This is a genomic window from Pseudomonas sp. GM25 (assembly GCF_000282255.1).
In the GTDB taxonomy this organism is placed as follows: domain Bacteria; phylum Pseudomonadota; class Gammaproteobacteria; order Pseudomonadales; family Pseudomonadaceae; genus Aquipseudomonas; species Aquipseudomonas aphyarum.
On the sequence record NZ_AKJQ01000045.1, the window covers coordinates 53,397 to 79,963 of the forward strand.

Genomic DNA, 26,567 nt, shown 5'->3' on the forward strand with positions numbered 1-26,567 from the left:
CTCGTCAAAAGGAAAAAGGTTCGGCTCACAGCGCCTGATCCAGCACCGCCAGCAGGCGGTCGATCTGGGCTTCATCGTTGAGCAGGCCCGGTGCGGTGCGGATCACTGGCCCGACATCGCGCTCGACGGCGTCGGCCACGACTTTGTTGGCCATCAGGTGCGCGGCGATCTTGTCGCTGTTCTTGCCAGTGACCCGGAAGAAGGTGAAGCCGGCGGAAAACTCAGGGCTCAACGGCGTGACCAGCTCGATCTGCGGGCGTTGCAGCAGGCGTTTTTTCAGGTAGCTGTTGAGTTCATGAATGCGCGCCTGCACGTCGGCCTTGCCCAGTTGCAGGTGCAACTTGAACGCCTCGGTCAGCGCCCAGCGGTGTTCGAAAGCGTGATAGCCGCCCGGGGTCATGGTGGTGGAGAAGTGCTCGGCCTCGGAAAAGGTCGGGATGATCGGCGTGACGTATTTCACTTCCGGCGTGCGGCTGACCACGATCCCGGTGCCGCGCGGGCCGAACATCCACTTGTGGGTGCCGGCGATGAAGAAGTCGCAGTTCATGGCCGGGAAGCCCACGTCTTCCACGCCGAAACCGTGCACGCCGTCCACCACGTAGATGATCCGGTCGGCTTCGCTGCGCCCGCGATTATGCTTGTCGACCAGCGCCCCGATGTCGGCGAGCGGCAGTTTCACGCCGCTGCCCGAATGCACCCAGCACATGCCCAGCACGCGGGTTTCCGGGCGGATGCTGCGGTCGATATTGGCCAGCAGTTCATCCTTGCTGATCCGGTAAGGATCCTTGAACAGACGGATCTTGCGCACCTTGGTGCCGTCACGCTGGGTGCGCAGTTCGAGGATGGTGTGCGTTGCGTAATGCTCGTGGGCCGTGGTGAGGATTTCCTGATCGGCGCGCACTTGCACGCCGCCGTAAATCATCGCCAGGCCTTCGGTGGTGCTGCCGGTAAGCGCAATCTGCCGGGCATCGGCCTGCACGTATTGGCCGGCCAGCACGCGCACGGCTTCCTCGCGTTTTTCGGTGACGCCGTGGTCCCAGTCCATCGCCAGCCCTGGGTTCTTGTCGAGGGCGGCGCGGTGCATTTCGATCGCCTCGCGCACCGGGCGCGGGTGGGTGGTGATCAGGAAGTTGGAGAAGTGCAGCCACGCCGGATCCTGATCGAACAATTGCTGCAACTGCGCCCACTTGTTGCGTGGCAGCGAGGCGGCGGCGGTCGAAGCGTTGGCGATGTTCGGCAGGCTCGCACCCAATGGCAATGCGGCGGCGAGGATCCCGGCCTGCTTGAGAAAGTCACGACGGTTGCTCATGGCTTGGCGGCTTCCCGGGCAGTGGCCAGTGCCGGTTTGGCGGATTTTTCCACCTGGTCCCAGACCCGCAGGAAATTGCCGCCCCAGAGCTTGGCGATATCGGCTTCGGTGTAACCGCGCGACAGCAGTTCGGCGGTCACGTTGCGGATCTCGCCGACGTTCTCCCAGCCTTTGACGCCGCCACCTTCGTTGAAGTCCGAGCTGATGCCGACGTGGTCGATACCGATCTTTCTGACTGTGTAATCGATGGCGTCGCCCAGGTCCTTGAGGCTGGCCTTGGGTTCGCCTTCGAGGATTGCGTAGAGCTGGCCGGCGTATTCGCCGAATTTCTGCTCCGACCACGCCGAGATGATCGGATCGCCCGGCATCAGGGCTACGGCCAGGTTCGGCAGCGGCGGCAGGTCGTAGCGTTTGCGCAGCTCGTTGAGCTTGTCCTGGGTGCCCTGGGTCAGCGGTCGCAGGTATTGCGAGAAGCCGACGATCTGCACCACGCCGCCGCTGTTCTTGATCAGCTGCATTTCCTTGTCGCTGAGGTTGCGCGGGATATCGACCATGGCGCGTGGCGCCGAGTGCGACGCCACCAGCGGGGTGCGGCTCAGTTGCGCGACTTGCTCCAGGGCCTTGGTCGACATCTGCGACACGTCGATGATCACGCCCAGGTCGTTCAGACGCTTGACCGCTTGCTTGCCCAGATCCGAAAGACCGTCGAGGGCGTCCGGCGAATCATTGAAGAACGGCAGCGGGCGCGACGAGTCGGCCCAGTCGTTGTTGCCGATGTAACTGAAGCCGAACATGCGCATGCCGCGCGCCGTCCACAGGTCCAGCAGGTTCAGGTCGTGGCCCAGCGGGTAGGCGTTGAGCATGCTGATGAAGATCGCGAACTTGCCTTCGCCGTGCAGGCGCCGGAAGTCGTCGGCGGTGTAGGCGATGCCGACCTGGTTGGGGAAGTCGCGGACCATGCCGGAAATGATCTTGTAGCGGATTTCCTGCTGGTTGCGCGCCTCGTCGACGAAGCCGGCGGTGGGTTTGTGCGGGGCATTGGCGCCGTTCCAGATTTCCGGCCAGCCGAAGATCGTCAGTGCCGCGCCGGACAGGCGTCCGCGATTGGCCTTGACCAGGTCGAACTGGTCGCTGCCGTCCTTGTCGACTTCGTGGCCGGTGGTGCCGAAGTTCTGGGTGATGGTGATGTGGCTGTCGAACGAGAGCATGTGTTCGTGCAGCTCTTCGGCCTGCTGCATGACTTTGCGAGGGTAGCCGGGATTGTCCTTGAACCAGATATCCCAGACCGCGAAACCGGCGCCGGCGCTGATCGCCAGGGCCAGCGGCAGGCCGATGTAAAGAGCCTTTTTCGAACGTGGTTTTGTCATTGCCATCTCAGTCAGGTTCGCCGTCGAGGTGCAGGCACAGAGGCCTTTGCTATCTGGGAAGAACGAGCGGGCGCGGGAGAAAATTAGTCCGCCCCGAGGGCGCTTAAATTTGTTCGCTCAGCAAACGTTCTAGCTTGGATAAAGCCTGCTTCAGGGCTGAACACAGGTAGGGCAATGAGGATTTCTCGACGATGGTTCATGGCAGGCCTGGCGCTGACCGGCGCTGCCGTACCTGCAGCTTATTTCGGGCATCGCGAATGGACGAAGCCCGACCCGACGATCACCCCCGGTGAGGCGTCTTTCGATGTCGCCGACGTGGCCGGGCAACGCCTGGCGAATGCGCTGCGCGGGGTCTGGAAGATCCGCTTCGTTGGGCGTGATGCGGGCCTGGACGGCTTGCCGACCCAGGGCCTGGAAGTGTTCATCGACATCGGTCAGAAAGGCCGGGGCGTGTGCGGTTTTCTCGACACGCCGGAGCGTCTGCGCTCTGCCGACACACCTCGTTACCGAATACTCGGCGATCTGGCCGGGGCCGAGGCTTCGAAGCTCAGCTGGCGCCTGCTGGGCACCGGCGGCAGCGTCGACTACGAACTGAACATGATCCTCGACGAGGTCTGGGCGGATTTCGGCAACGCCGGCAGCGGCACCCTCAGTGGCAGTGTCCAGCGCCTCGATCGCGCGCTGGCCTTGCCGGCGCAGGATCACCGCTTCATCGCGGTCAAATGCCTGTTTCCCGAAGCCCGCCAGCGCACGCCGTTGAATGCGCCTTTGCTGGCCTGGCTGGTGTCGCCCGAGCATCGGCTGTTCCACCAGGTGTGGCACGCGACGCGGGACAAATGGCACACCCTGTCCGAGGACAAACGCAACGCCATACGCGGCCTCGGCTGGCAGCCCGGCCCTCGCGATCAGGAGCGTGACGCCCGGGGCAAGCGCAAGGACCGCAACGGTTCAGGGATCGATTTCTTTTTCATGCACCGGCACATGCTCGGGACGGCGCGTTCGCTGCAGGATCTGCCGTCGTGGGAGTTCTTTCCGCTGCCGCAGCCGGAGCTGGTGCGCGACCGTCAGGGTTTTGCCCGCTACTTCGATAATCACGACGGCACCGCACTGCCGCCGACCTGGCTGGCCGATGGCGACGATGAATTCAGCCAGTGGGTCAGCGATATCAAGACCGCCGAGACCTATCAGAGCAACTTCGAGGTCTGGGAGTCGCAGTACCGCGATCCACAGTATCTGTCGAAGATGACCCTCGGTCAGTTCGGCTCCGAAGTCGAGCTGGGGCTGCACGACTGGCTGCACATGCGCTGGGCTTCGGTGCCGCGTGATCCGTCCAACGGTCAGCCGGTGCCGCTGGCCCGGGATCTGGACGATTTTGCCGCGCGCTGGTTCGCCCCGGAAAACGACTTCCTCGGCGATCCGTTTTCATCTCATGTGAACCCGGTGTTCTGGCATTTCCACGGCTGGATCGATGACCGCGTGGAAGACTGGTTCCGCGCCCACGAGCGTTTCCACCCAGGTCAGGTCACGCGGCTTGAAGTCAATGGTGTGAAATGGTTTGCGCCTGGGCGTTGGGTCGAAGTCGCTGACCCGTGGCTCGGCCCGACCACCCACGGTTGCAGCACCACGCCGGGGTTGCAGGTCGGCAAGTCGGTCGAGATGGATCCGGAAGTCATGAAGCTTGCGCTGCGAATCGTGTTCGGTTCGGATGAGAAGAAGCTGGAAGGGTTGTTCCGGCGAGTGCCGAAGCGGCCGTGGTATGCGCGCAATCTGAAGGCCAAAACCGACGCGGTCTGAGGACCGCGTCATCGTTCGCTGGATCGCCCAATGCAGCAAGCTCGCTCCCACAGTGATCGTGTCCATTCAGATGGAATGCGGTCACCGTGGGAGCGAGCTTGCTCGCGAAAGCGGTCTTGAGTTCGCTGCGATTACAGCGCCTGCCAGCCACCGCCCAGTGCCTTGTACAACCCGATACTTGCCTGCAATCGCGACAGCCGCAGTTGCACATTCAGATCCTGCGCCGCATACAGCGTGCGCTGGGTTTCCAGCACCGTCAGCAAGTCTTCGGCGCCCGCCTGATAGCGGCTCTGAGCGATGTCGAACGCGGTCTGCGCCTGATTCAACTCTTCACTTTGCCACTGCCGCTGCGCGTCGAGCCCGCGAATGCTGTTCAGGGCTTTTTCGACGTCGGCGAAACCGTTGATGATGGCGGCGCGATAGGTTTCCAGCAGTTCTTCCTGACGGGCCCTGGCCTTGTCGCGCTCGGCACTCAGTCGCCCGTTGTTGAAGACGGGGGCGAGCAGTCCGGCGGTGAGGTTGTAGAAGGGGCTGCGGATGATGTCGTCGAACTGATTGGCGCCGGAGCCGAGCTGGGCAGACAGGGTCACGCTCGGCAGCATGGCGGCGCGGGCGAGCTTGACGTCGGCTTCGGCCGCCGCCAGTTGCGCCTCGGCGCGGGCGATGTCCGGACGGTGGCTGAGCAGTTCGCTGGGCACACCAGCGGTGATGGTCGGCCATTGCAGTCGGTCGAACGGCTCCGCGCCGGTTTGCAGGTTCTGCACCGGCCGGCCGAGCAGGGCGGCGAGGCTGATCAAAGCGTCCTGGGCCTGTTGTTGCACCAGCGGCAATTGCCGTTGTTGCGCGGCCACCAGGCTTTTCTGCTGGGCCAGTTCCAGTGCGGTGGCCGAGCCTGAATCGAAGCGGGTCTGCACCAGTTTCAGCACGTTCTGCGCGTTCGCCAGATTCAGTTCGGCGATACGACTTTGCTCGCGCAGGGACAAGGCCTGCGCATAGGTGTTGGCCACGCCGCTGAGCAAGGTCAGTTCCACGGTCGCCCGATCAAACTCGCTGGCTTGCAGGGCAAACTGGGCACTGTCGCGGGAGGCACGTTTGCCACCCCAGAAGTCGATCTCGTAAGTGGCGGTCAGGCTGGCGTCGAAATAATCCACCGCCTTGTTGCTGTTGTCGGCGTCGAGCTGACTGTAGCCGTTGCCGCGCAGCAATTTCTGCCGATTGGCATTGGCCCCGGCTTTCACCTCCGGCAACTGCGAGCCGCCGGCAATCACGGTGCCGGCCTGGGCCTGACGTACCCGCGCCATGGCGGCCGCGAGGTCGAAACTGCCGAGGCGGGCCTGTTCGATCAGGCGGTCGAGTTCGGCGCTGCCGAACTGCTTCCACCATTGCGGATCGATGCGGGCGACGCTGGCGCCGTGGGGCGATTGCCAGGTCGCAGGCGGCTGCAAGCCGCTGTCCGGACGCTGGACGGGATTACCGCAGGCGCTGAGCATCAGGCACACGGTCAACAGGCTGAGGCGCGATTTCATAGATCGATCATTCACTGGTAAGGGCCGTCACCGGGTCGAGTCGGGCGGCTTTGCGGGCCGGCATGAAGCCGAAGACAACACCGGTCACAAGGGCGCAGCCAAAGGCACCGAGCACCGCCATCAAGGAAAACGCCACGGCGACTTCGCTGAGGATCAGCACGCCGCCGACGATCAGTGCCAGGGCGATGCCGGCGATCCCGCCGACCACCGAGAGCATCACCGCTTCGGTGAGGAACTGGCGCAGGATGTCGCGCTGACGGGCACCGGTCGCCATGCGAATACCGATCTCGCGGGTGCGCTCGCGCACGGTCATCAGCATGATGTTCATCACGCCGATCCCGCCCACCAGCAGCGAAATAGCGGCAATCGAACCGAGCATCAGCGACAGGGTGTTTTGCGTGCGGGCTTCGGCCTGGATCATCGCGGCGTTGTTGGTCAGTTCGAAATCCTTCTTGCCGTTGTGCAGGCGCAGCATCAGTTGCTCGATGGCGTGTTCGGCTTCCTTGACCTTGCGCGCATCGGCGGCGGCGATCGCCACGTATTCCGGATTGCGTGTGCCGAACAGGCGGACGCTGGCGGCGGAGTAGGGCACGGCGATGCGGTTGTCGCTGTCGGAGTCGCCGGAGCTGGCGCCTTTTTCCGCCAGCACGCCGACCACCTGGAAGGGCACGTTCTCGATCAGGATGTATTGGCCGATGGGGTTGGCGACATCCTTGAGCAATTTGGTGCGAACCTTGTGGCCGATCACTGCGACTGCGGCGGCATTGCGTTCATCGGCTTCGGTGAAGTAGCTGCCCTGCACCACAGGCCAGTTGAAGATTGCCGGGAAGTTGGTGTCGTTGCCGCCGACGTAACTCAAGTAGTCGGCATTGCCGAACCGCACGCCGGCCTCGGCGCCGTTGACCGGCATGATTCGCATGACCTGCGGCAGGCTGGCCAGTGCCGCCACGTCATCGAGGGTGACGATGCCTGGCGGTGTGCGCGGGTTGGGTGACGAGCCGCTGAGGTAAATGATGTTCGAGCCGAACGCGCCCATTTGCGCCATGACCTGGCGCTTGCTGCCTTCGCCGACCGCGAGCATGACCACCACCGACGCCACGCCGATGATGATCCCCAGCAACGTCAGGGCGGTGCGGAAGCGGTTGATCCACATCACCCGCCAGGCGGCGTGCAGTGCGTCGATCAGTTCGCCTTTCCAGGCGCCTGTCGCTTCGGCACCTTCGCTCAGGCGCTTGCGCAGATCCACCGCCTGCAAGGCACCGGGGTTGGCGCTGGTCTGGGCCTCGGGGTTGTGGCGGGCACTGTCGCTGACGATCAGGCCGTCGCTGATTTCGATGATGCGTTTGGCTCGCGCAGCCACTTCGCGGTCGTGGGTGATCAGAATCACCACATGGCCCTGGCTCGCCAGCTCGTCGAGCAGCGCCATGACTTCCTTGCCGCTGTGACTGTCGAGGGCGCCGGTGGGCTCGTCGGCGAGGATGATATGGCCGCCGTTCATCAAGGCCCGGGCAATCGACACCCGTTGCTGCTGGCCGCCGGAAAGTTGATGCGGCCGGTTGCCGGTGCGCGAGGCCAGGCCGAGGCGGTCGAGCAGGGCGGCGGCGCGGGCGTGGCGTTCGGCGGCGGGTGTGCCGGCGTAGATCGCCGGCATCTCGACGTTTTCCTGGGCCGAGCCGGACGGAATCAGGTGATAACCCTGGAACACGAAACCAAAGGCCTCGCGGCGTAGCCAGGCCAGTTCGTCGGTGTCCAGGCCAGCGACGTTTTCCCCGGCGAAGCGATATTCGCCGGTGGTCGGCCGGTCGAGGCAGCCGAGGATGTTCATCAGCGTCGACTTGCCGGAGCCGGAGGCGCCAACGATCGCCACGAATTCGCCGGCGTGGATCGACAGGTCGATACCGCGCAGGACATGAACCTCGGGCGCGTCGCCGCCGCCGTAGGATTTGCGGATGTCCTGCAGGTCGATCAGAGGTGTTTGCATTCAACCTCCGCTGCCGGTGGCCGGGCCGATCACCAGGTGATCGCCCTCGTTGAGGCCTTCGAGAATCTGCACTTTCAAGCGGTCGCTGATGCCGGTGCGCACTTCGCGGGTTTCGATCTTGCCGTTGGCGGCGATCACCTGCGCGGTCTGCAGGTTGGCGGTGGTGCTGCCCTGCAGCGCGGCAACCGGTGCGGTAAGCACGTTTTGCGCCTGGTGGGCGACGAAGAAGACTTGCGTGGTCATTTCCGCCATCAGCGCGTTGTCGGCGTTGTCGACGTCCAGCAGCACGGTATACAGCACCACGCGGGCACTGCCGCTTTTGCTGGTGCTGGCGGGGCTGCCGCCGCCCTGGCTGGTCTGGTCCAGCGGCTTGGGCGGAACCGGCAGGATCTGCCGCACGGTACTGCTCCAGCGCCGGTTGCCGCCGCTGAGGGTGGTGAAGTAGGCGGTCATGCCCGGTTTGACGTGGCCGATGTCGGCTTCTGAAACCTCGGCCCATACCGTCATCGGCGACAGTTTGGCGATACGCAGGATCAGTGGCGTCTGCTGCTGGGCGTTGAGGGTCTGGCCTTCGCGGGCATCGAGCGCGACCACTGTGCCGGCCATCGGCGCGTAGATGCGGGTGTAGCCGAGTTCGGCCTGGTCGCTGCGCAGGCTGGCTTCGGCCTGACGGATCTGGGCCTGGAACATGTCGATGCGCGCCTGAGTGGCTTTCAGTTCGGCGCGGGCGGTCTGCACGTCTTCTTCGCGGGTCGCGCCGCCGGCGGCGAGATTCTGCTGACGCTGATATTTCTGCTGCGCCAGTTCGTGCTGGGCTTTTTGCTCCTGCAATTGCGCCTTGAGGTTTTCGATGGAGAAACGCCCGGCGTCGAGTTTGGCTTTCTGCGTGGACGGGTCGATTTCCACCAGCAACTGGCCTTCCTTGACCACGTCACCGACCTCGACGTGGATTTTCTGGATCTGCCCCGACGCCTGGGCGCCGACGTCCACATAGCGCCGCGGCTGCAGCGTGCCCAGCGCGGTGACGCTGCTTTCGATGTCGCCACGGCTGACGGAAACGGTGGCGAACTGATCGCGACCGGGCGGCAGGACTTGCCACGCCGCAACGGCAATCACGGGGATCAGGCAAAGAGCGATGAGCAGGGCGCGTCGGGCGGGGCGGGGACGTTTCATGCGGGGTTCCGGCCAGTGTGAATCGGCCCGTCATCCGGCGGGCACCGCAAGCGGGCACGGCCGAATGCTGTCGCAGGGCACGACAGACACGGGAGGGCTGTTGGTTAAACGAGAGAGGGAACGGGGAATTTAAGCGCTGAAAAACGCGGTAACAGGTATAGGCGAGAACAATTTGTCGGGCAAACCGAAACAGCGCTTTAAATCTATATGAGAATTACTATAAATTACGCACCTGAAATTGCCATTACCGTGCCACTGCCTGTTTCGACAGTCGCGGATCTGGCTCAAGGATCGAAACCGCACGCTGCGGCGGGGAATCATGTTGGAAAACTACTATCGCGAGTTGGTGTGTTTCCTGAACGCCAGGCTCGGCAACCGTCAGGTGGCCGAAGACGTGGTGCATGACGCTTATCTGCGGGTGCTGGAGCGATCCAGCGAAACGCCGATCGAGCAGCCTCGCGCATTTCTCTATCGCACCGCACTCAATCTGGTGATCGACGACCATCGGCGCAATGCCCTGCGTCAGGTCGAGTCGCTGGAAGTGCTCGACAGCGAAGAGCGCTACTTCACGCCATCCCCCCACAACACTTTCGATCACGGCCAGCGACTGGAGATGCTCCAGCGTGCCCTGGCTGAACTTTCGCCGCTGTGCCGCGAAAGTTTTCTGCTGCGCAAGATCGAAGGTCTGTCGCACCCCGAGATTGCCGAACACCTAGGGATTTCCAAGGCTCTGGTGGAAAAGCACATCGTGAACGCCATGAAGCATTGCCGCCTGCGCATCAAACAATGGGACGCCCATTGAGCCGTCGTCGTTAAATTTTATTTCACTGTCCTCGTTCCTACTCAACAGACGATCTGCTGTCCTGCTCAAGGCCGGTCAGGTCACTCAGGCTTTTCGTCCAGAGGACACTGGAAATGACACAGGCAATTGCATCGCCCATCGTTCACGACCTGATCGGCGTCGGTTTCGGCCCTTCGAACCTGGCGCTGGCCATCGCTCTGCAAGAGCGCGGCCCGATCCAGGGGGAACTGGATGTTCTGTTTCTCGACAAACAACCCAACTACAGCTGGCACGGCAACACCCTGTCGACCCAGAGCGAGTTGCAGATTTCCTTCCTCAAGGATCTGGTGACCCTGCGCAATCCGACCAGCCCGTACTCGTTCGTCAACTACCTCAAGCACCACGGTCGTCTGGTGGACTTCATCAACCTCGGCACCTTCTACCCGTGCCGCATGGAGTACAACGACTACCTGCGCTGGGTGGCTGCACAGTTCACTGAACAGAGCCGTTACGGCGAAGAAGTGCTGACCATCGAGCCGGTGCTGCACAACCATCAGGTCGAAGCGCTGCGGGTGATTTCCCGTGGTACGGACGGCCAGCAGTTCGTGCGTACTGCGCGTTCGGTGGTGGTCAGCGCCGGCGGCACGCCGCGCATTCCCGAGGCGTTCAAGGCACTGAAGGGCGACGGTCGGGTGTTCCATCACTCGCAGTACCTGGCCGAGATGGCCAAGCAGCCGTGCATCAACAACCAGCCGATGAGCATCGCAATCATCGGTGGCGGCCAGAGCGCGGCGGAAGCCTTCATCGACCTGAACGATTCGTTCCCGTCGGTGCAGGTCGACATGATCCTGCGCGGCTCGGCCCTGAAGCCGGCGGACGACAGCCCGTTCGTCAACGAAGTGTTCTCGCCGGAGTTCACCGACCTGATCTTCCAGCAGAAGAGCAGCGAGCGTGAGCGTCTGGTCAACGAGTACCACAACACCAACTACTCGGTGGTCGACATCGACCTGATCGAGCGCATCTACGGCATCTTCTATCGCCAGAAGGTTTCCGGTGTCGCACGCCATGCGTTCCGCACCCTGACCACGGTCGAGAAAGCCACCGCCACCGAACGCGGTATCGAACTGACCGTGCGCAACAACGCCACCGGCGAAGTCACCGTGCGTGCCTACGACGCGGTCGTGCTGGCCACCGGTTACGAGCGTCAGATGCACCGCAAACTGCTGGCGCCGCTGGAAGAGTACCTGGGCGATTTCGAGGTCGATCGCAATTACCGGTTGATCACCGACGAGCGCTGCAAGGCCGGTCTGTACATGCAGGGCTTCTGCCAGGCCAGCCACGGTCTGAGCGATACGCTGCTGTCGATCCTGCCGATCCGCGCGGACGAGATTGCCGGCTCGCTGTATGAGCATGGCAAGAACCGCGGGCACAGCCGTTCGGTGATGGATCTGTTGTTGGCCACTGCCAGCTAAGATCTTCAGCGCTTCCACGATCGCCATCGCGAGCAGGCTCGCTCCCACAATGGTTCTGTGTACGCAGGACAACGGTGGGAGCGAGCCTGCTCGCGATTGGGTCTTCCAGGGCACCGAAGGTTTCCAATCCTGAACCCTTCCTGAACACCCGCCACATTCCCCGACACACTTCCTTTTGCGGGTTTACTCTCCAGACATCGGGGCGTAAGCTTCGCGCGTTTTCATCAATAGCGGAGACCCACAGTGGGTACTTGTTCGAGTGACAGTTGTCGGCCGGTCCTTGTAACCGGCAGATTCTCGGCAAGATAACGCGCATTCCTTTGTGCTGTTGTCTCGCCGAACAGCGAGCAGCGGCATCCCGATCATGACCGGTCCCGGTCATGTCCCGACGTCCTTCTCATCGACACTGAAAAGCCTGTGATTTCGACTTCGTCGTCGTCATTGCAGCCCTATCGACACGCCTGTCTTTTCTGACCGGCGCGCCACGCCTTGCCGTGCCGGTTTTGCGGTGCCCAGGACGAGGACGTACCTGCTCGACGGTTTCCCGGCTGACCATAGGGGCAACAGCCATGAAACTTACGCTCAAGGAATTTTTCGCAGGCTTCCTGCGGACCCGCCACATCGCCCGGCACTTCCGTCGCCTGGCCTTGCTGGAAACCCTCAGCGACACCACGGTCAGCCGTGAAGTGCCGCCAACTCTCGCCAATACACTGGTGGATGCCGCCCATTGCGACAGCGGCGTGCTGCTGTCGAACCTCGGCACCCACACCGACGGCCTCACCGATTTCGAAGTCGATGTACTGCGTGCGCAGCATGGCCTCAACGAAGTCGAACACGAGCAACCGCTGCCGTGGTGGACCCACCTGTGGCACTGCTACAAGAACCCGTTCAACCTGCTGCTGACACTGTTGGCGGTGATCTCGTGGCTGACCGAAGACCTCAAGGCCGCCATCGTGATTTTCTCGATGGTGGTGCTCTCGACGCTGCTGCGCTTCTGGCAGGAAAGCAAATCCAACCAGGCCGCTGACGCGCTCAAAGCGATGGTCAGCAACACCGCCACGGTGCTGCGCCGGGATGCGCCGCGCGCTGAACTGCCGATCAAGCAATTGGTGCCCGGCGATCTGATCGTGCTCTCGGCCGGCGACATGATTCCCGCCGATTGCCGGGTGCTCAGCGCCAAGGACCTGTTCGTCAGCCAGGCGGCGATGACCGGTGAATCGATGCCGGTGGAGAAATTCCCGCGTCAGGCCGATCGTGACACGCGCAATCCGCTGGAACTCGACAACATCCTGTTCATGGGCACCAACGTAGTGTCCGGCACGGCGGTGGCGGTGATTCTCACCACCGGCAACAGCACCTATTTCGGTGCGCTGGCGCAGCGGGTCGGGGCGACTGATCGCGCGGTGACTTCGTTCCAGCAAGGCGTGAACAAAGTCAGCTGGCTGTTGATCCGTTTCATGTTCGTCATGGCGCCGCTGGTGTTGTTCATCAACGGATTCACCAAGGGCGACTGGACCGAAGCCCTGCTGTTCGCGCTGTCGATTGCCGTGGGCCTGACCCCGGAAATGCTGCCGATGATTGTCACCTCGACGCTGGCCAAGGGCGCGGTGTTCCTGTCGCGCAAGAAAGTCATCGTCAAACGCCTGGATGCGATCCAGAACTTCGGCGCCATGGACGTGTTGTGCACCGACAAGACCGGCACGCTGACCCAGGACAAGATCTTCCTGGCGCGTAACGTCGACGTTTGGGGCGAAGACTCCGATGACGTGCTGGAAATGGCTTACCTCAACAGCTACTACCAGACCGGCCTGAAAAACCTGCTTGATGTGGCGGTGCTGGAACACGTGGAAATCCACCGCGAACTGAAGGTTGGCACGGCGTTTCGCAAGGTCGACGAGATCCCGTTCGACTTCAATCGTCGGCGCATGTCGGTGGTCGTCGAAGGGCGCGGCCAGCCGCATCAACTGATCTGCAAAGGCGCGGTTGAAGAAGTGCTGGCGGTGTGCAGCCGGGTTCGTCACGGTGAAGTCGACGAAGCCTTGAGCGATGAATTGCTGGCGAAAATCCGTCAGGTCACTGCAGCATTCAACGCTGAAGGCTTGCGCGTGGTAGCGGTGGCGGCACGGTCGATGCCTGAAGGGCGTGACACTTACAGCTTGGGCGACGAGCAGGAACTGACGCTGATCGGTTACGTGGCGTTTCTCGATCCACCGAAGGAAAGCACCGCACCAGCGCTGAAGGCCCTGGCCGAACACGGCGTGGCCGTGAAAGTGCTGACCGGCGACAACGAGCTGGTGACCGCCAAGATCTGCCGGGAAGTGGGCCTGGCCCAGCAAGGCCTGCTGATGGGCAACGACATCGAACGCATGAGCGACGCGGAACTGGCGGTGGCGGTGGAAACCACCAACGTGTTCGCCAAGCTGACGCCGTCGCACAAGGAACGCATCGTGCGCATCCTCAAGGGCAACGGTCACGTGGTCGGGTTCATGGGCGACGGCATCAACGACGCCCCGGCGCTGCGCACCGCAGACATCGGGATTTCCGTGGACAGCGCGGTGGACATCGCCAAGGAAGCGGCGGACATCATCCTGCTGGAGAAAAGCCTGATGGTGCTGGAGGAGGGCGTGCTGGAAGGGCGCCGGACCTTCGCCAACATGCTCAAGTACATCAAGATGACCGCCAGCTCGAACTTCGGCAACGTGTTCTCGGTACTGGTCGCCAGTGCGTTCATTCCGTTCCTGCCGATGCTGCCGATGCACCTGCTGGTGCAGAACCTGCTGTATGACATTTCGCAGATCGCGATCCCGTTCGACAACGTCGACGACGAGATGCTGAAACAGCCGCAACGCTGGCAGCCGGGCGATGTCGGGCGCTTCATGCTGTTCTTCGGCCCGATCAGTTCGATCTTCGACATCACAACGTTCGCCTTGATGTGGTACGTGTTCGATGCCAACACCCCGGATCACCAGACCCTGTTCCAGTCCGGCTGGTTTGTGGTGGGGCTGCTGACCCAGACGCTGATCGTGCACATGATCCGCACGCCGAAGATTCCGTTCCTGCAAAGCCGCGCGGCCATGCCGTTGCTGGTGATGACCGGAATCATCATGGCCGTGGGCATTTTCCTGCCGATGGGGCCGCTGGCGCACTACTTCAAATTGCAGGCGCTGCCATCGATGTACTTCGTGTTCCTGCCGGTGATCCTGCTGGCGTACATGGCGCTGACTCAAGCCGTCAAAGGCTTCTACATCCGCCGCTTCGGCTGGCAGTAACAGGCAAGAATTCCCCCCTTGTGGGAGCGAGGGGGGCGGTTTCAAGGAGTTCGACATGCAAGCGATCAACAATCTCAACCTCACCTCATTGCTCGACACTTTGGTCAGCCTCAGCGCGGCGTTCATCCTCGGCGGCCTGATCGGCTTCGAACGTCAGTACCGGCAACGCACGGCGGGCTTGCGCACCAATGTGCTGGTGGCGGTCGGGGCGGCGATTTTCGTCGACATGGCCAACCGTCTCGCCGGTGCCGAAGGCGCGGTGCGGGTGGTCGCGTATGTGGTCTCCGGCATCGGTTTTCTCGGTGCCGGGGTGATCATGCGCGAAGAAGGCAACGTGCGCGGGCTCAACACCGCCGCCACGCTCTGGACTTCGGCGGCTGTCGGTGCCTGCGCCGGTGCCGACCTGCTGGCCGAAGCGGTGCTGGGCACCTTGTTCGTGCTCGCCGCCAATACCTTGCTGCGGCCGATCGTCAACAACATCAACCGTCAGCCGCTGGATGTGGTCTCGGCGGAAGTCACCAACATCGTCTACGTCATCGCCCGGCGTTCGCAGCAAACGGCCGTGTTCGCCTTGCTTGAAGCCGAGCTCGAACGCAGCAACTACCCGGCCAGTGATGTTGATGTGCACGCCTTCGGGGCCGATGAAATCGAGATCGAAGCGACGCTGGCGACCACTTCGGTGGACGGCGATGAGCTGGATGCACTGGTGAAGCGGATTTCCACTTCGAACCTGGTGGTGCAGGCGTTCTGGAGTCCGAGCACTACGGAATAACGGAGTTTCCAATACGACGGCTGGATGGCTCTGTCGATCCAGTTCGTTTCCCGACGGCACTGTGTAGTGCTTTGGATCCTGCACGGATCCTCGCGTTGTCTTGGGAAATTTCCTACAAGTGAAAGGAATTGTCCTACACAGAAATTTCCCTCCACTCTCTAGATTGCCGGCTTGCCTGAGTGCGAGCCCAATCCTTGCGTTGTTCGACCTCAGCCCGAAAACGTCAGCGTGACTGACGACACTGTTGAGTGTTCTTCCGATGAAAAAAAACCTTCCTTCATTCAATCGTTCACCCGTTGCCGTGGCCATCGCGTTGCTCCTGCCGTTGCAGGCAAACGCCTACACCGCCGTGGTCAAGGATGGCGCCGTGACCTATGACGAACAGGTGTCCAGCGGCACGCAAACAATCGGGAGCAACGGTGCAACCCACCGCACTACGGTCAACGGAACCGGGACGCAAACGGTATTTTCCAACGGTGTGAGCCATGACACCCAGGTCGATGGCGCCACCCAGCGCGTCGACAGTGGCACCAGTCATGGCACGGTGGTCAGCGCCGGAGGGCTGCAAAGCGTCACCACCAGCGGGGTGGCGAATGACACCGTGCTGAATGCTGGCCAGCAAACCGTTACGCGATCTACCGCTAACCGCACCGTCATCAATGCCGCAAGCGTGCAGACCGTGGATCTAATGTCCATCGCCAATGACACGCAGATCAACAACGGCGGCATGCAAAACCTGATCAACATGGCCCAGGCCAACGGCAGCATCATCGAAACCGGCGGCGAACAAACCCTGCGCCGTGGCACGCTGGGCAGCGCAGTGGCCAATGACACTCGGGTGCAGGGCGGCACCCAGAGCGTCTACGACACCGGCACCGCCAACCGCAGCGTCGTCAGCAATGGCGGCAAGGTCAATCTGTACAGCGGCGCCCAGGCCAATGGTCTGGTGGCGGAGGCGGGTGGCACGGTCAATGTGATGGAAAACGGCGTGAAGACCGTGGACTCGCTGACCCTCAACGGCGGTCGCCTGGCGTTCGTGCCCAGCACCGACGGCAGCTTCAAGACCTTCACCGTCGATGCCCTGTCCGGCAGTGGCACGATTGCGCTGAACAGCGACATCGCCAGCGGACAAAACGATGTGCTGCGCGTGCAGGGCGCCGGCCTGGCCAGCGGTGACCACACGCTGATCGTCGGCGATTCCGGCCATGAGCCGGGGACCTCGGACGGTCGCCTGTTGTTGGTGGGCACTCAGGGCGGCGACGCGAAATTCGGCCTTCTTGGGGGGCATGTCGATGCCGGTGCCTTTCGCTACACCTTGCGCCACGAAGGTGATGACTGGGTACTGGCCAGCGCCGGTGAAGTCCCGACGACGCCTGTCGATCCGGGCAAACCGGTGGACACCCATGAACCTGAAGCCCCGCTGATACCGACGCGGCCCGTCGACCCTCCGGCGGCCAGTCTGTCCAAGGGCGCCAATGCTGCGATTGCCGCGCACACCGCCGGTGCGAGCCTGTGGAGCGCGCAGATGAATGCGCTGGTCAAGCGCTTGGGCGAATTGCGCATGGGGCAGGACGACGGTGGCGTCTGGACGCGGGCGATTGGCAAGCGCTTTGATATCAGCGAGCACTCGAGTCGTGCCTACCGCCAGGACATCACCGGCCTGGAAATCGGTGCCGACAAGGCCGTTGCGTTGGACAGCGGCAAGGTCTACCTCGGCGGCATGGTTGGCACGGCGCGTTCGGATCTGGACTTTGGCGAAGGCGCCTCGGGCACGATCGACAGCAGGATGTTCGGGGTCTATGCCACGTATCTGCACGACAACGGCGTGTATGTCGACAGCGTGCTGAAGTACAGCCGCTTCGACAACGATATCAAGACCCCGACCAATCTGGGCGCGTCGGTCAAAGGTGACTACCGCACTCACGGTGTCGGCGCCGACATCGAAGTCGGCAAGCACATCGATCTGAAGGACGGCTGGTTCGTCGAGCCGCAACTGGAAATCACCGCCACACGGACCCAGGGTGCCAGCTATACCGCCAGCAACGGGTTGCGGGTCAAGTCCGATGATCTCGACTCACTGCAAAGCCGGGTCGGTTCGCTGTTCGGTCGCAGCCTGACGCTGAGCAACGGCATGCAGGCTCAGCCGTACGTGAAGGCGTCCTACGTGACCGAACACGCCGGCACGAGCAAGGTCAGCGTCAACGGCAACCGGCTCGACGCTCAACTGCCGGGCAACCGCATGGAAGTGGGGTTCGGCGGGGTGTTGCAGGTCAGCGAGAAGAGCAAGATCTCCCTGGATGCCGAGTACGCCAAGGGCAACGGCATCGAGCAGCCGTTTGGCTTGAACCTGGGTTATCGCTATCTCTGGTAGGAAAACAAAGCCGTATCGGGTTGTCCCGGTACGGCTTTTTTGTATGAATTCTGTCCATCGCTGCTCGGGCTTGAGCTGCCGGATGATGCGTTCAATCCGGATGAGTGACGGTTTTTTTCGGAAAAGTCCTACAGAGCGTATCCCGATGCTTGGGTAGTCTTGCCGTCACTTCAAGCGACTACCCGGACTTTCACATTGACCGACAAAACCCTGCGCATCCTGATCGCCGACTTGCAGCATTTTCACCGGATGAAGATCGAGCGGATGTTCAACGGCCTCGATTACTACCGTATTGCACCGGTGCAGAACCTTGCCGAACTGCTGACGTTGGTCGATTACGGCGGTCAGCCGTTCGATGTCCTGGTGATCAATGCCGAACTGGCGGCCGGAATGGCGGATCTTCGCGGTTTTCTGTTTGATCATCCGCAAATCCGGCGGGCGCTGGTCTATGGTGAGCCGGTGGACTCCTCCGGTGTTCCCGGGCATTTCGGGGCAAAGATCATCACCAGCCCTGCGCCTTTGCCTTCAATCCGCGCCATCGAACAGTTGATGACCTCGGTCGAGGCTTCGTTCGGGCGCCCATCGCGTGTTCGATCACAGATCGGTCTGGCGCACAACTGTCAGATCTGACAGGTGATTCAGCGTGCACAGCGTGCAACAGTAGTAGCGCAGCTACCAATAGTCCCGTTCATGCAAGATCGGTGGCGCCATGTCAGGTATTCGCCCCGGGAGTGGTCATGGGTTCAGCATTGATTGTTGATGATCACCCAGTGGTGGTGGGTGCCGTTCGTATGGTTCTGGAGTCCGCAGGTTACGAACCGATCCATGTGACTGGCAAAGGTGTCGATGTGGTGTCGATGCTACGTGAACACGCGCCGGAACTGGTCGTGCTCGACCTGAAACTCGATGGCTTCGGCGGCCTGGAGGTGTTGGCGCGCATCAGGGCCATCGGGCTGGTCTGCAAAGTGTTGATCTTCACCTCGGCCGACCCTGAACACTATCTGATGCGTTGCCGACGTGCGGGGGCGATGGCTTTTGTCGCCAAATCCGCCTCGATGCAGCATTTGCAAAATGCAATCAAGGCCGTCCGTTCGGGTTATACCTACTTTCCCGAAATGCCTGTGGTCAATGCCGGGCAATCCGAAGCGCACCGCGATGAGCGAGAGTTGATTGCACTTCTGTCCACCCGCGAAATGGAGATCATGCTGAAGCTGGCCAGAGGTGAATCCAACAAGCATATTGCTCTGAAGATGAACCTCAGTCACAAAACCATCAGCACCTACAAGACCCGCTTGATGCTGAAACTCGGGGTAAGCTCGCTGGTGGTGTTGCGAGAGTTTGTCAAACGCAACGGCCTGTTTCCATAGGCCGCCCCATGATGTGTCTTCTGCGGTTGGTTTCTCTGTCGATACTGATGCTTGCAAGCCTGGTGCACGCGACCGAGGCGCAACGGCTGGAAATCGTCTCCCGCACCCGCCTTGAGGGTGTGCAGATTCAACTGGATGAGCAGGATCGGCAGTGGCTCCGTGCGCATCCGGTATTGCGCATCGGTTCCTCCTGGCCGGATTACCCGCCGTTTGAGTTGACCCGCAAGCGCCATGAACTGGAAGGCCTTACGGCCGATTACGCCAACGCAATTGCACAGATTTTGAACATAGCCGTTGAAGTCTGGTGCTATTCCGACCGCGCAAGCGCCATGGCTGCGCTCAAGGCCGGTGAGGTAGACCTGCTGGGCACGTCGAACAAGTTCGAAGAAGCTGATTCCGACCTCATGCTGTCCCGTGCCTACGCCGAGGATCAGCCGATGTGGGTGACTCGGATCGACGAACCGTTGCCTGGCGATCTGGCTGGCAAACGCATCGCCATGGTGGACGACTACCTGCCAGCCTCGACCATCCAGGAGGCTTACCCACAAGCCTCCCTGCAGCGTTACAGGTCGATTTTCGAAGCCCTCGGCGCCGTGGCGTACGGCACGGATGCGGTTTACGTTGGCGACTTCATCAGCGCCAGCTATCTGCTCAACACGATCTTTCACAACGACCTGCAACTGGCCGGGCCTTCGGGCCTTGACGCCAACCCGTTCGGCTTCGCCCTGGCCCGCAGCAATACGCGTTTGAAAGGTCTGGTCGACAAAGCCCTGCTGGCCATTCCCATGGAACAGCGCCTGGCCATCGAGCTGCGCTGGAGCGCCGGTCGCGCGGACGTGGCTGCGCAGTCGCAGGTGAGCCTGAGCGACAGCGAGCAACAATGGCTGGATCAGCATCCGGTGGTGCGGGTCGGCGCTATCGATGATTTTGCACCGCTGACATTCTTTGACGCCGATGGCCGTTTCAGTGGGCTGGCCGCCCAATTGCTCAACCTGATCAGTCAGCGCAGTGGCCTGACATTCGAGGTGGTGCGCGGCCGGTCGCTGGATCGTCAGGTCGAGCAACTCAAAAGCGGTGCGCTGGATCTGTTGCCGGTGTTGACACCGAGCCGCGAGCGCGAAACCAAAATGCTGTTCACCCGATCGTACGTCAACAGCCCCTTTGTGCTGATTGCCGATTCAAAGGCACACGCGCCGCGCAGCCTTGAAGACATGGCGGGCAAACGTCTGGCGCTTTATGGCGGTAATCCGTTGCACGATTATCTGCTGGAGAACGTACCGCAGATCCGCCTGATCGAGTTGCCAAGCCCGGCCGACGGCACGCAGGCGCTGCTCGACGGCAAGGCCGATGCGACATTGAGCTCGTTGCTGGTGGCGCGCTACCAGATCGATCATCAATACCGCGATCGCTTGCGGATTGTCTCCACGCTGGGCGATTTGCCGGCGCGGGTTGCCATGGCGACAGCGCTCGACGCCCCGCAGTTGCAATCGATTCTGAACAAGGCACTGCTGAGCATCGCCCCCCAGGAAATTGACGGTCTGGTCGCGCGTTGGAGTCGTAATGTGGTGCTGCAAGACAGTTATTGGCAGCGTCATCAAACGCAAATACTGCGCGGGTTTGCAGTGGCGGCAGGGCTGTTGCTGTTGGCGTTGGGCTGGATCGGCTTTCAGCGTCGGCAGATCCGCCAGCGCCAGCAATGGCTTCAGCAGTTGCAGGAGGCCAAGGACGCAGCCGATGAAGCCAATCGCGCCAAGAGCACGTTTCTGGCGACCATGAGCCATGAAATCCGCACACCGATGAACGCCCTGATCGGCATGCTCGAACTGGCCCTCAAACGTGCCGATGAAGGCGTGACCGATCGCCAGGCGATCGAGGTGGCGTCCAGCGCCGGGCAGCAACTGCTGGCATTGATCGGCGATATTCTCGACATCGCACGCATCGAGTCCGGGCATCTGTCGCTGGCCCCCGAGCGCGTCAATCTGCATGAAGTGGTGGCGTCGGTGTGTCGGATTTTCGAAGGCCTGGCCCGGCAGAAACAATTGTTGTGGCATGTAGAAATGGATGAGCGCAGCAACGTCGTGGTGATGCTCGATCCCCTGCGGCTCAAACAAGTGCTGTCGAACCTGCTGAGCAATGCAATCAAGTTCACCGAGGACGGCGAGGTGAGCCTGCGCCTGCGCGTGTTTGGCGAACAGGACGGGCTGATTGAAGTGGGCGTGGCCATTGAAGACAGTGGCCGGGGGATCAGCGCCGAGGATCAGCAGCGGTTGTTCAGACCGTTTGTGCAGGTCGGCAATCATCAATCTGTGGCGCACGGCGGTTCTGGCCTGGGGCTGGTGATCAGCCGCAATCTGTGCCGGATGATGGGCGGCGATTTGTGGATGACCAGCGAACCGGGCAGGGGCACTCAGGTCATGCTGCGAATGGAACTGCCGGTGCTGGCGCCGCTGGTGCAAGAGGCTGTACCGGTGCCAGCGGCGACGATGGTTAATTCGCTGAACGTACTGGTGGTGGATGACCATCCGGTGAATCGCCTGCTGCTTTGTCGGCAGTTGAGTGAGCTCGGGCATCGTGCCGTTGACGCCGGTGGCGGTGAGGAGGGGCTGGCGCTTTGGCGCGGGCACGCCTTCGATGCACTGATCACCGACTGCAATATGCCGGGGCTCAACGGTTACGAGCTGACGCGCGCGGTACGTCAGGAAGAAGCCGCAACGGGCAGGACGCCCTGCCTGATCCTCGGATTTACCGCCAATGCGCAGATGGAGGAGAAGCAGCGATGCCGGGCGGCCGGGATGGACGATTGTCTGTTCAAACCGGTTCTGCTGCGTGAATTGAGCCAGGCGCTGATGGCCGCAACATCCGAAGGCGCGCAGACCGAAAGCGTGGACGATCCGGTAGAGGCCGAGTTCGATCTGAGCGCGCTGTTGCAACTGGCAGGCGCGGACAACCCGCTGATCGGGCAATTGCGTGAGGAGGTGCTGAGCAGCCTGCGCGTCGACCTGAAGCGTCTGGATGAATCGGGCCGCAAAAGTGATCGCGCAGAATTACGTGATCTGGCGCATCACGTCACAGGCGGGGCGCACATGATCGGTGCCGAGCGCGTGGTTTCGGCGTGTCGGGTACTCGAGCAGGCCTGCCGTGACGATGAGCCCGAAGCGGCATTGACGGCCGCCATCGAGTTGCTGCGCGTGGCCATGCACGACCTCGCGCAGCAGCTTCAGGCCTGATCGGTCAGTCCCACTGCGGCGCGATGCCTTTGGGGCTGGTCAGGCGATGGCCGCGATCCAGTGTTGCGATCAGCGCCATGTCGGCGTCGCTCAGGGTCAGCGCCGTGGCGCCGAGGTTGCCTTGCAGGTTGGCGCGTTTGGTCGAGGACGGAATCACCGCGTAACCCGACTGCATCGCCCACGCGAGGGTGACCTGCGCCGGGGTGGCGTGCAGACGCTCGGCGATCTGCACGATCAGCGGATCCTTCAGTACTTCGCCATAGGCCAGGGTCATGTACGACGTGATCTGGATGCCCTGACTTTGCGCGAACTCGACAACCTTGCGGTTTTGCAGGTACGGGTGCAGCTCGATCTGGTTGGTGGCGATGTTTTCCGCGCCGACCGCAGCAATCGACTGTTTCATCAGGTCGATGGTGAAGTTGGACACGCCGATCTGCCGGGTCAGGCCCAGGCGTTTGGCTTCCAGCAGCGCGCCCATGAATTCTTCGACCGGCACCTGATCTTCCGGCGACGGCCAGTGGATCAGCGTCAGGTCGAGGTAGTCGGTCTGCAGCTTTTGCAGGCTCTCCTTGAGGCTCTCGATCAAGCGATCCTTGGCGAAGTTGGCGATCCAGATCTTGCTGGTGATGAACAGTTCTTCACGGGCGATGCCGCTGGCAGCGATGGCCTCGCCAACGTCGGCTTCGTTTTCGTAGATCTGAGCGGTGTCGATGACCCGGTAACCGAGCTCAAGGGCAGTGCTCACCGAATCGATGACCACCTGGCCTTGCAGGCGAAACGTACCAAGACCGAAAGCGGGAACAGACATGCAGAGACTCCAGGGTTGCAGTGGGAATGGGCAGGAGTATCCGCGTCTGATTCCTCGGGAAAAACCGCTGTCGGGGCAAAGTACTGTTGACTGGAAGTCACGAATCACCGCGATCGGTATCGTTCCATCAGTAGAACGATGAGGACGGTTTTGGCTGACTAGTACTAAATACGTGGCGAATTTATGATCGGTCCATGATCAACCTGATTATGGAGTCCACCATGAAAAACCTTATCGGTATCTACACCAGCCCTCGCGGCCACTGGGTCGGCGATGGGTTTCCGGTGCGTACCCTGTTTTCCTACGACAATTTGGGCAAGCACATCAGCCCGTTCCTGCTGCTGGATCACGCCGGGCCCGCGCAATTCACTCCGACCACCGAACGCCGTGGCGTGGGTCAGCATCCGCACCGTGGCTTCGAGACCGTGACCATCGTTTACGAAGGCGAAGTGCAGCACCGCGATTCCACCGGCAGCGGCGGCACCATCGGCCCGGGCGATGTGCAGTGGATGACGGCGGCTTCCGGAATCCTGCATGAAGAATTCCACTCGGAAAACTTCGCCCGAACCGGCGGCAACCTGGAAATGGTGCAGTTGTGGGTGAATCTGCCGGCCAAGGACAAAATGGCCGAGCCGGGGTACCAGACCATTCTGGACAGTGATATCCCGCAAATTGCGCTCAAGGACGGCGCCGGCAGCCTGCGTCTGATCGCCGGTGAGTTCGACGGCCACAAGGGCCCGTCCCGCACGTTCACGCCTATCGATGTCTGGGATCTGCGGCTGAACAGCGGCAAGTTGCTTTCGCTGGATCTGCACGAAGGTCGCAACACCGCGCTGGTGGTGTTAAAGGGTTCGGTACAGGTCAACGGTGTGGAGTCGATGCGTGAAGGCCAACTGGCGCTGTTCGAGCGTGATGGCAATCGCATCACCCTTGAAGCCAGCCAGGACGCGGTGGTGCTGCTGCTCAGCGGCGAGCCGATCGACGAGCCGATCGTCGGCCACGGCCCGTTCGTGATGAACACCGAGCAGGAAATCCATCAGGCTTTCGCCGACTTCCAGTCCGGCCGCTTCGGCCAGATGCACGGCTGAAAAAACCGGCAGGCGCCACGTGCGCCTGCCGGTTTTTTTTGAGCGCGCGCAGTGGCGCTCATCCCGCCAAATCAATTACTCCTACACTGAGCCCAATCTGTGCGATCTTCTCGCGACTGGCCCCTGTCGGAGTTGTTTGATGCTGTCTCTGCTCACCGATCATCCGTTGTTTTGCGCCTTGATCCTGATCCTGATCGATCTCGGTCTGTGGCGTCTGATCAGCTCCCACGGCAGCGCGTGGAAACTGTTGGTGCGGGTGCTGATTTTTGCCCTGTTCAGCATCCTGCTGTTCAACGAAGGGCTCAACCCGATGGAGCCTGCGCCGTGGGCCGACAATGTGCCGTTGCACCTTGCAGCGACCGGTTTGCAGATCGGCTGGTGGCTGTTCGGCGCGCGTACTCTGACGGTGCTGATTGGCGCGGTGATGATGCAGCGGGTCGGGCACACCGGGCGGTTGTTGCAGGATCTGCTGGGCGCGGTGATCTTCCTGATTGCGATCATCGCGGCGCTGGCCTACGTGCTGGATCTGCCGGTCAAAGGCGTGCTGGCGACGTCCGGGGCGTTGGCGATCATCGTCGGTCTGGCGCTGCAGAGCACCTTGAGCGACGTGTTTTCCGGGATCGTGCTCAACACCACCAAGCCTTATCAACTGGATGACTGGATTTCCATCGACGGCACCGAAGGCCGGGTCACCGATATCGACTGGCGCGCCACGCGGCTGCAAACCAGTCAGGGCAGCATGGCAGTGATTCCCAACTCGCTGGCGGCCAAGGCCAAGATCATCAACTTCAGCCGGCCGAGCAATATGTTCGGGGTGGCCGTCAGCGTGCAGGTCAGCCCCCATGCGCGGCCCAGTTCGGTGATCGATGCCCTGGAGCGGGCGATGCAGGGCTGTCGCCAATTGCTGGAGAGCCCCGCGCCGAGTGTCGCACTGAAGAACTCCAACAGCGCCGGCGCCGAATATGAGATCAGCGGGTTTGTCGCCTCGATGAGCGAAAAGCGCGTGGTGCGCAATCAGCTGTTCGACCTGGCGTACCGGCACTTGCAAGCGTCCGGGGTCAATCTGCTGTCGAGCGATGAGCCGGGCATGCTGAGCAATCTCTCGCGACCGCGGGCGTTGCTCGACAGCTCGCCGATTTTCTCCACCCTGCGTCAGGAAGAGAAGGAAACCTTCAGCCAGAACATGACCCTGCAAACCTTCCGGGCCGGCGAGATGATTCTTGCGGGCGGCGAGGTCAGCGATCACCTGTTCATCATCGAGTCCGGGGTGGTGTCGGTAACGCTCAAGCGCCACGGCACGCCGTTCGAGTCCGGGCGGATGGGGCCGGGCGAAGTGATTGGCGAGGCGGGGATTCTGTCCGATACGTCATTGCCAGCCGACTTCTCCGCCAAGACTTTCTGCGCGCTGTACCGCATCGAGAAGTCTTATCTCAAACCGTGCCTGGATGCCCGTCATGACATCAACGACGCGATGCAGGCGCTGCTCGATTTCCGCCTGCACAAGGCGCAATCCCTGACGGAAGAAACGCCGGTGGCGGCGCCGAAGAAAGGCTTCCTGCAATGGCTGCGCAACCGCGTCTGACCGTTCAGCGCAGACCGTAATCCGCCAGTTTGCGCTCCAGGTTCAGGCGCACCTGCGGCCATTCGTCATCGATGATGCTGAAGCGCACCGAGTTGCGCTTGCGGCCGTCCGGCATGATGCGTTCGTGGCGGACGATGCCTTCCTGCTGCGCGCCGAGGCGCAGGATTGCGTTGCGCGATTTCTGGTTGTTTTCGTCGGTGGTGAACTGCACCCGCACACAATCGAGCACCTCGAAGGCGTGGCGCAGCATCAGGTACTTGGCCTCGGTGTTGACGAAGGTTTTCTGAAAGCGTGCCGAAATCCAGCTGCTGCCGATCTCCAGCTTGCGATTGAGCGGGTCGATCTTCCAGAACCGGGTCGAGCCGATCACTTTGCCGGTTTCTTTCAGCACGATGACAAACGGCATGACCGTCCCAGCTTTACGGCCGTCGAGGGCCTTTTTCAGGTAAGCGTCGACGGTAGTGGCTGACGGCACCACGGTGACCGTGAGATTCCACAGTTCACCGTCGGCGGCAGCGCGGAGCAGGGCGTCGGCGTCGGTGTATTGAAGTGGGCGCAGTATGATGCCCTGGCCTTGCAGCGTGGTTTGCATGTGGGGATTCTCGGCGATCGGGCGAGGGCTTATTACGCCGTACGCAAAGGATCCGACGCAACCGTCGCGGTGGGCGGATGTCACAGTT

Annotated in this window: 18 protein-coding genes; 11 read left to right on the plus strand and 7 right to left on the minus strand. The window is 61.9% G+C overall.

Going from position 1 to position 26,567, the window contains the following annotated elements; genetic code table 11:
- Positions 1 to 25: 25 nt before the first annotated feature.
- On the minus strand, positions 26 to 1,309 hold the full coding sequence (pvdN, locus tag PMI24_RS18040) for a pyoverdine-tailoring periplasmic protein PvdN (RefSeq protein ID WP_007956368.1): 1,284 nt from the start codon (positions 1,307 to 1,309) through the stop codon (positions 26 to 28).
- Entirely contained in the window at positions 1,306 to 2,676 is a 1,371-nt protein-coding gene (pvdM, locus tag PMI24_RS18045; RefSeq protein ID WP_007956370.1) for a pyoverdine-tailoring dipeptidase-like protein PvdM, read from the minus strand. The genes pvdN and pvdM overlap by 4 nt, the downstream gene beginning before the upstream one ends.
- Positions 2,677 to 2,850: 174 nt before the next feature.
- Between pvdM and pvdP the strand changes: the two genes are divergently transcribed.
- Positions 2,851 to 4,470 (plus strand): pyoverdine maturation tyrosinase PvdP, encoded by a 1,620-nt coding sequence (gene pvdP / locus PMI24_RS18050; protein WP_007956372.1) that lies wholly within the window; start codon positions 2,851 to 2,853, stop codon positions 4,468 to 4,470.
- Between the two features lie 131 nt (positions 4,471 to 4,601).
- On the opposite strand, the gene PMI24_RS18055 is transcribed toward pvdP, so the two are convergent.
- The 3 genes from PMI24_RS18055 to PMI24_RS18065 are packed head-to-tail and all read right to left on the minus strand — an operon-like array spanning position 4,602 to position 9,150.
- Positions 4,602 to 5,996: an efflux transporter outer membrane subunit gene (locus PMI24_RS18055; RefSeq protein WP_007956374.1), complete on the minus strand. Its 1,395-nt coding sequence runs from the start codon at positions 5,994 to 5,996 to the stop codon at positions 4,602 to 4,604.
- Positions 5,997 to 6,003: 7 nt separating this feature from the next.
- Entirely contained in the window at positions 6,004 to 7,977 is a 1,974-nt protein-coding gene (locus tag PMI24_RS18060) for a MacB family efflux pump subunit (protein WP_007956377.1), read from the minus strand.
- Entirely contained in the window at positions 7,978 to 9,150 is a 1,173-nt protein-coding gene (locus PMI24_RS18065; protein WP_007956378.1) for an efflux RND transporter periplasmic adaptor subunit, read from the minus strand.
- Positions 9,151 to 9,469: 319 nt separating this feature from the next.
- Between PMI24_RS18065 and PMI24_RS18070 the strand changes: the two genes are divergently transcribed.
- The 8 genes from PMI24_RS18070 (at position 9,470) to PMI24_RS18105 (ending at position 22,409) form a co-directional block, all read left to right on the plus strand.
- Entirely contained in the window at positions 9,470 to 9,952 is a 483-nt protein-coding gene (locus tag PMI24_RS18070; RefSeq protein ID WP_007956380.1) for a sigma-70 family RNA polymerase sigma factor, read from the plus strand.
- Positions 9,953 to 10,065: 113 nt separating this feature from the next.
- A complete protein-coding gene (locus PMI24_RS18075; RefSeq protein ID WP_007956387.1) occupies positions 10,066 to 11,403 on the plus strand; it encodes a lysine N(6)-hydroxylase/L-ornithine N(5)-oxygenase family protein in 1,338 nt (445 codons plus the stop codon).
- Between the two features lie 569 nt (positions 11,404 to 11,972).
- Entirely contained in the window at positions 11,973 to 14,672 is a 2,700-nt protein-coding gene (gene mgtA / locus PMI24_RS18080; RefSeq protein WP_007956391.1) for a magnesium-translocating P-type ATPase, read from the plus strand.
- A gap of 55 nt (positions 14,673 to 14,727) precedes the next feature.
- The gene (locus tag PMI24_RS18085) at positions 14,728 to 15,444 is read left to right on the plus strand and encodes an MgtC/SapB family protein (protein WP_007956393.1); all 717 of its coding nucleotides are present in this window, start codon (positions 14,728 to 14,730) and stop codon (positions 15,442 to 15,444) included.
- 259 nt (positions 15,445 to 15,703) lie between these two features.
- The gene (locus PMI24_RS18090) at positions 15,704 to 17,815 is read left to right on the plus strand and encodes an autotransporter outer membrane beta-barrel domain-containing protein (protein ID WP_007956399.1); all 2,112 of its coding nucleotides are present in this window, start codon (positions 15,704 to 15,706) and stop codon (positions 17,813 to 17,815) included.
- A gap of 195 nt (positions 17,816 to 18,010) precedes the next feature.
- Entirely contained in the window at positions 18,011 to 18,445 is a 435-nt protein-coding gene (locus tag PMI24_RS18095; protein ID WP_007956400.1) for a hypothetical protein, read from the plus strand.
- A 107-nt stretch (positions 18,446 to 18,552) separates the two neighbouring features.
- The gene (locus PMI24_RS18100; RefSeq protein ID WP_007956401.1) at positions 18,553 to 19,182 is read left to right on the plus strand and encodes a response regulator transcription factor; all 630 of its coding nucleotides are present in this window, start codon (positions 18,553 to 18,555) and stop codon (positions 19,180 to 19,182) included.
- A gap of 8 nt (positions 19,183 to 19,190) precedes the next feature.
- Entirely contained in the window at positions 19,191 to 22,409 is a 3,219-nt protein-coding gene (locus PMI24_RS18105; protein WP_007956402.1) for an ATP-binding protein, read from the plus strand.
- Between the two features lie 4 nt (positions 22,410 to 22,413).
- On the opposite strand, the gene dkgB is transcribed toward PMI24_RS18105, so the two are convergent.
- Complete coding sequence (gene dkgB / locus PMI24_RS18110) at positions 22,414 to 23,217, minus strand: 2,5-didehydrogluconate reductase DkgB (RefSeq protein ID WP_007956403.1); 804 nt, start codon at positions 23,215 to 23,217, stop codon at positions 22,414 to 22,416.
- Positions 23,218 to 23,438: 221 nt separating this feature from the next.
- Between dkgB and PMI24_RS18115 the strand changes: the two genes are divergently transcribed.
- Entirely contained in the window at positions 23,439 to 24,305 is an 867-nt protein-coding gene (locus tag PMI24_RS18115; protein ID WP_007956404.1) for a pirin family protein, read from the plus strand.
- A 139-nt stretch (positions 24,306 to 24,444) separates the two neighbouring features.
- Positions 24,445 to 25,887 carry a mechanosensitive ion channel family protein gene (locus tag PMI24_RS18120; protein WP_007956414.1) on the plus strand — a complete coding sequence of 481 codons (1,443 nt, stop codon included), beginning with the start codon at positions 24,445 to 24,447 and terminating at the stop codon, positions 25,885 to 25,887.
- A gap of 4 nt (positions 25,888 to 25,891) precedes the next feature.
- Here PMI24_RS18120 and PMI24_RS18125 read toward each other — a convergent pair whose 3' ends face one another.
- The gene (locus PMI24_RS18125; RefSeq protein ID WP_007956415.1) at positions 25,892 to 26,479 is read right to left on the minus strand and encodes a GNAT family N-acetyltransferase; all 588 of its coding nucleotides are present in this window, start codon (positions 26,477 to 26,479) and stop codon (positions 25,892 to 25,894) included.
- Positions 26,480 to 26,567 lie beyond the last annotated feature (88 nt).

Excerpts from the sequence above, each read along its gene's own strand:
- pvdN (WP_007956368.1), bottom strand. The coding sequence starts at position 1,309 with ATGAGCAACCGTCGTGACTTTCTCAAGCAGGCCGGGATCCTCGCCGCC.
- pvdM (WP_007956370.1), bottom strand. The coding sequence starts at position 2,676 with ATGACAAAACCACGTTCGAAAAAGGCTCTTTACATCGGCCTGCCGCTG.
- pvdP (WP_007956372.1), top strand. The coding sequence starts at position 2,851 with ATGAGGATTTCTCGACGATGGTTCATGGCAGGCCTGGCGCTGACCGGC.
- PMI24_RS18055 (WP_007956374.1), bottom strand. The coding sequence starts at position 5,996 with ATGAAATCGCGCCTCAGCCTGTTGACCGTGTGCCTGATGCTCAGCGCC.
- PMI24_RS18060 (WP_007956377.1), bottom strand. The coding sequence starts at position 7,977 with ATGCAAACACCTCTGATCGACCTGCAGGACATCCGCAAATCCTACGGC.
- PMI24_RS18065 (WP_007956378.1), bottom strand. The coding sequence starts at position 9,150 with ATGAAACGTCCCCGCCCCGCCCGACGCGCCCTGCTCATCGCTCTTTGC.
- PMI24_RS18070 (WP_007956380.1), top strand. The coding sequence starts at position 9,470 with ATGTTGGAAAACTACTATCGCGAGTTGGTGTGTTTCCTGAACGCCAGG.
- PMI24_RS18075 (WP_007956387.1), top strand. The coding sequence starts at position 10,066 with ATGACACAGGCAATTGCATCGCCCATCGTTCACGACCTGATCGGCGTC.
- mgtA (WP_007956391.1), top strand. The coding sequence starts at position 11,973 with ATGAAACTTACGCTCAAGGAATTTTTCGCAGGCTTCCTGCGGACCCGC.
- PMI24_RS18085 (WP_007956393.1), top strand. The coding sequence starts at position 14,728 with ATGCAAGCGATCAACAATCTCAACCTCACCTCATTGCTCGACACTTTG.
- PMI24_RS18090 (WP_007956399.1), top strand. The coding sequence starts at position 15,704 with ATGAAAAAAAACCTTCCTTCATTCAATCGTTCACCCGTTGCCGTGGCC.
- PMI24_RS18100 (WP_007956401.1), top strand. The coding sequence starts at position 18,553 with ATGGGTTCAGCATTGATTGTTGATGATCACCCAGTGGTGGTGGGTGCC.
- PMI24_RS18105 (WP_007956402.1), top strand. The coding sequence starts at position 19,191 with ATGATGTGTCTTCTGCGGTTGGTTTCTCTGTCGATACTGATGCTTGCA.
- dkgB (WP_007956403.1), bottom strand. The coding sequence starts at position 23,217 with ATGTCTGTTCCCGCTTTCGGTCTTGGTACGTTTCGCCTGCAAGGCCAG.
- PMI24_RS18115 (WP_007956404.1), top strand. The coding sequence starts at position 23,439 with ATGAAAAACCTTATCGGTATCTACACCAGCCCTCGCGGCCACTGGGTC.
- PMI24_RS18120 (WP_007956414.1), top strand. The coding sequence starts at position 24,445 with ATGCTGTCTCTGCTCACCGATCATCCGTTGTTTTGCGCCTTGATCCTG.
- PMI24_RS18125 (WP_007956415.1), bottom strand. The coding sequence starts at position 26,479 with ATGCAAACCACGCTGCAAGGCCAGGGCATCATACTGCGCCCACTTCAA.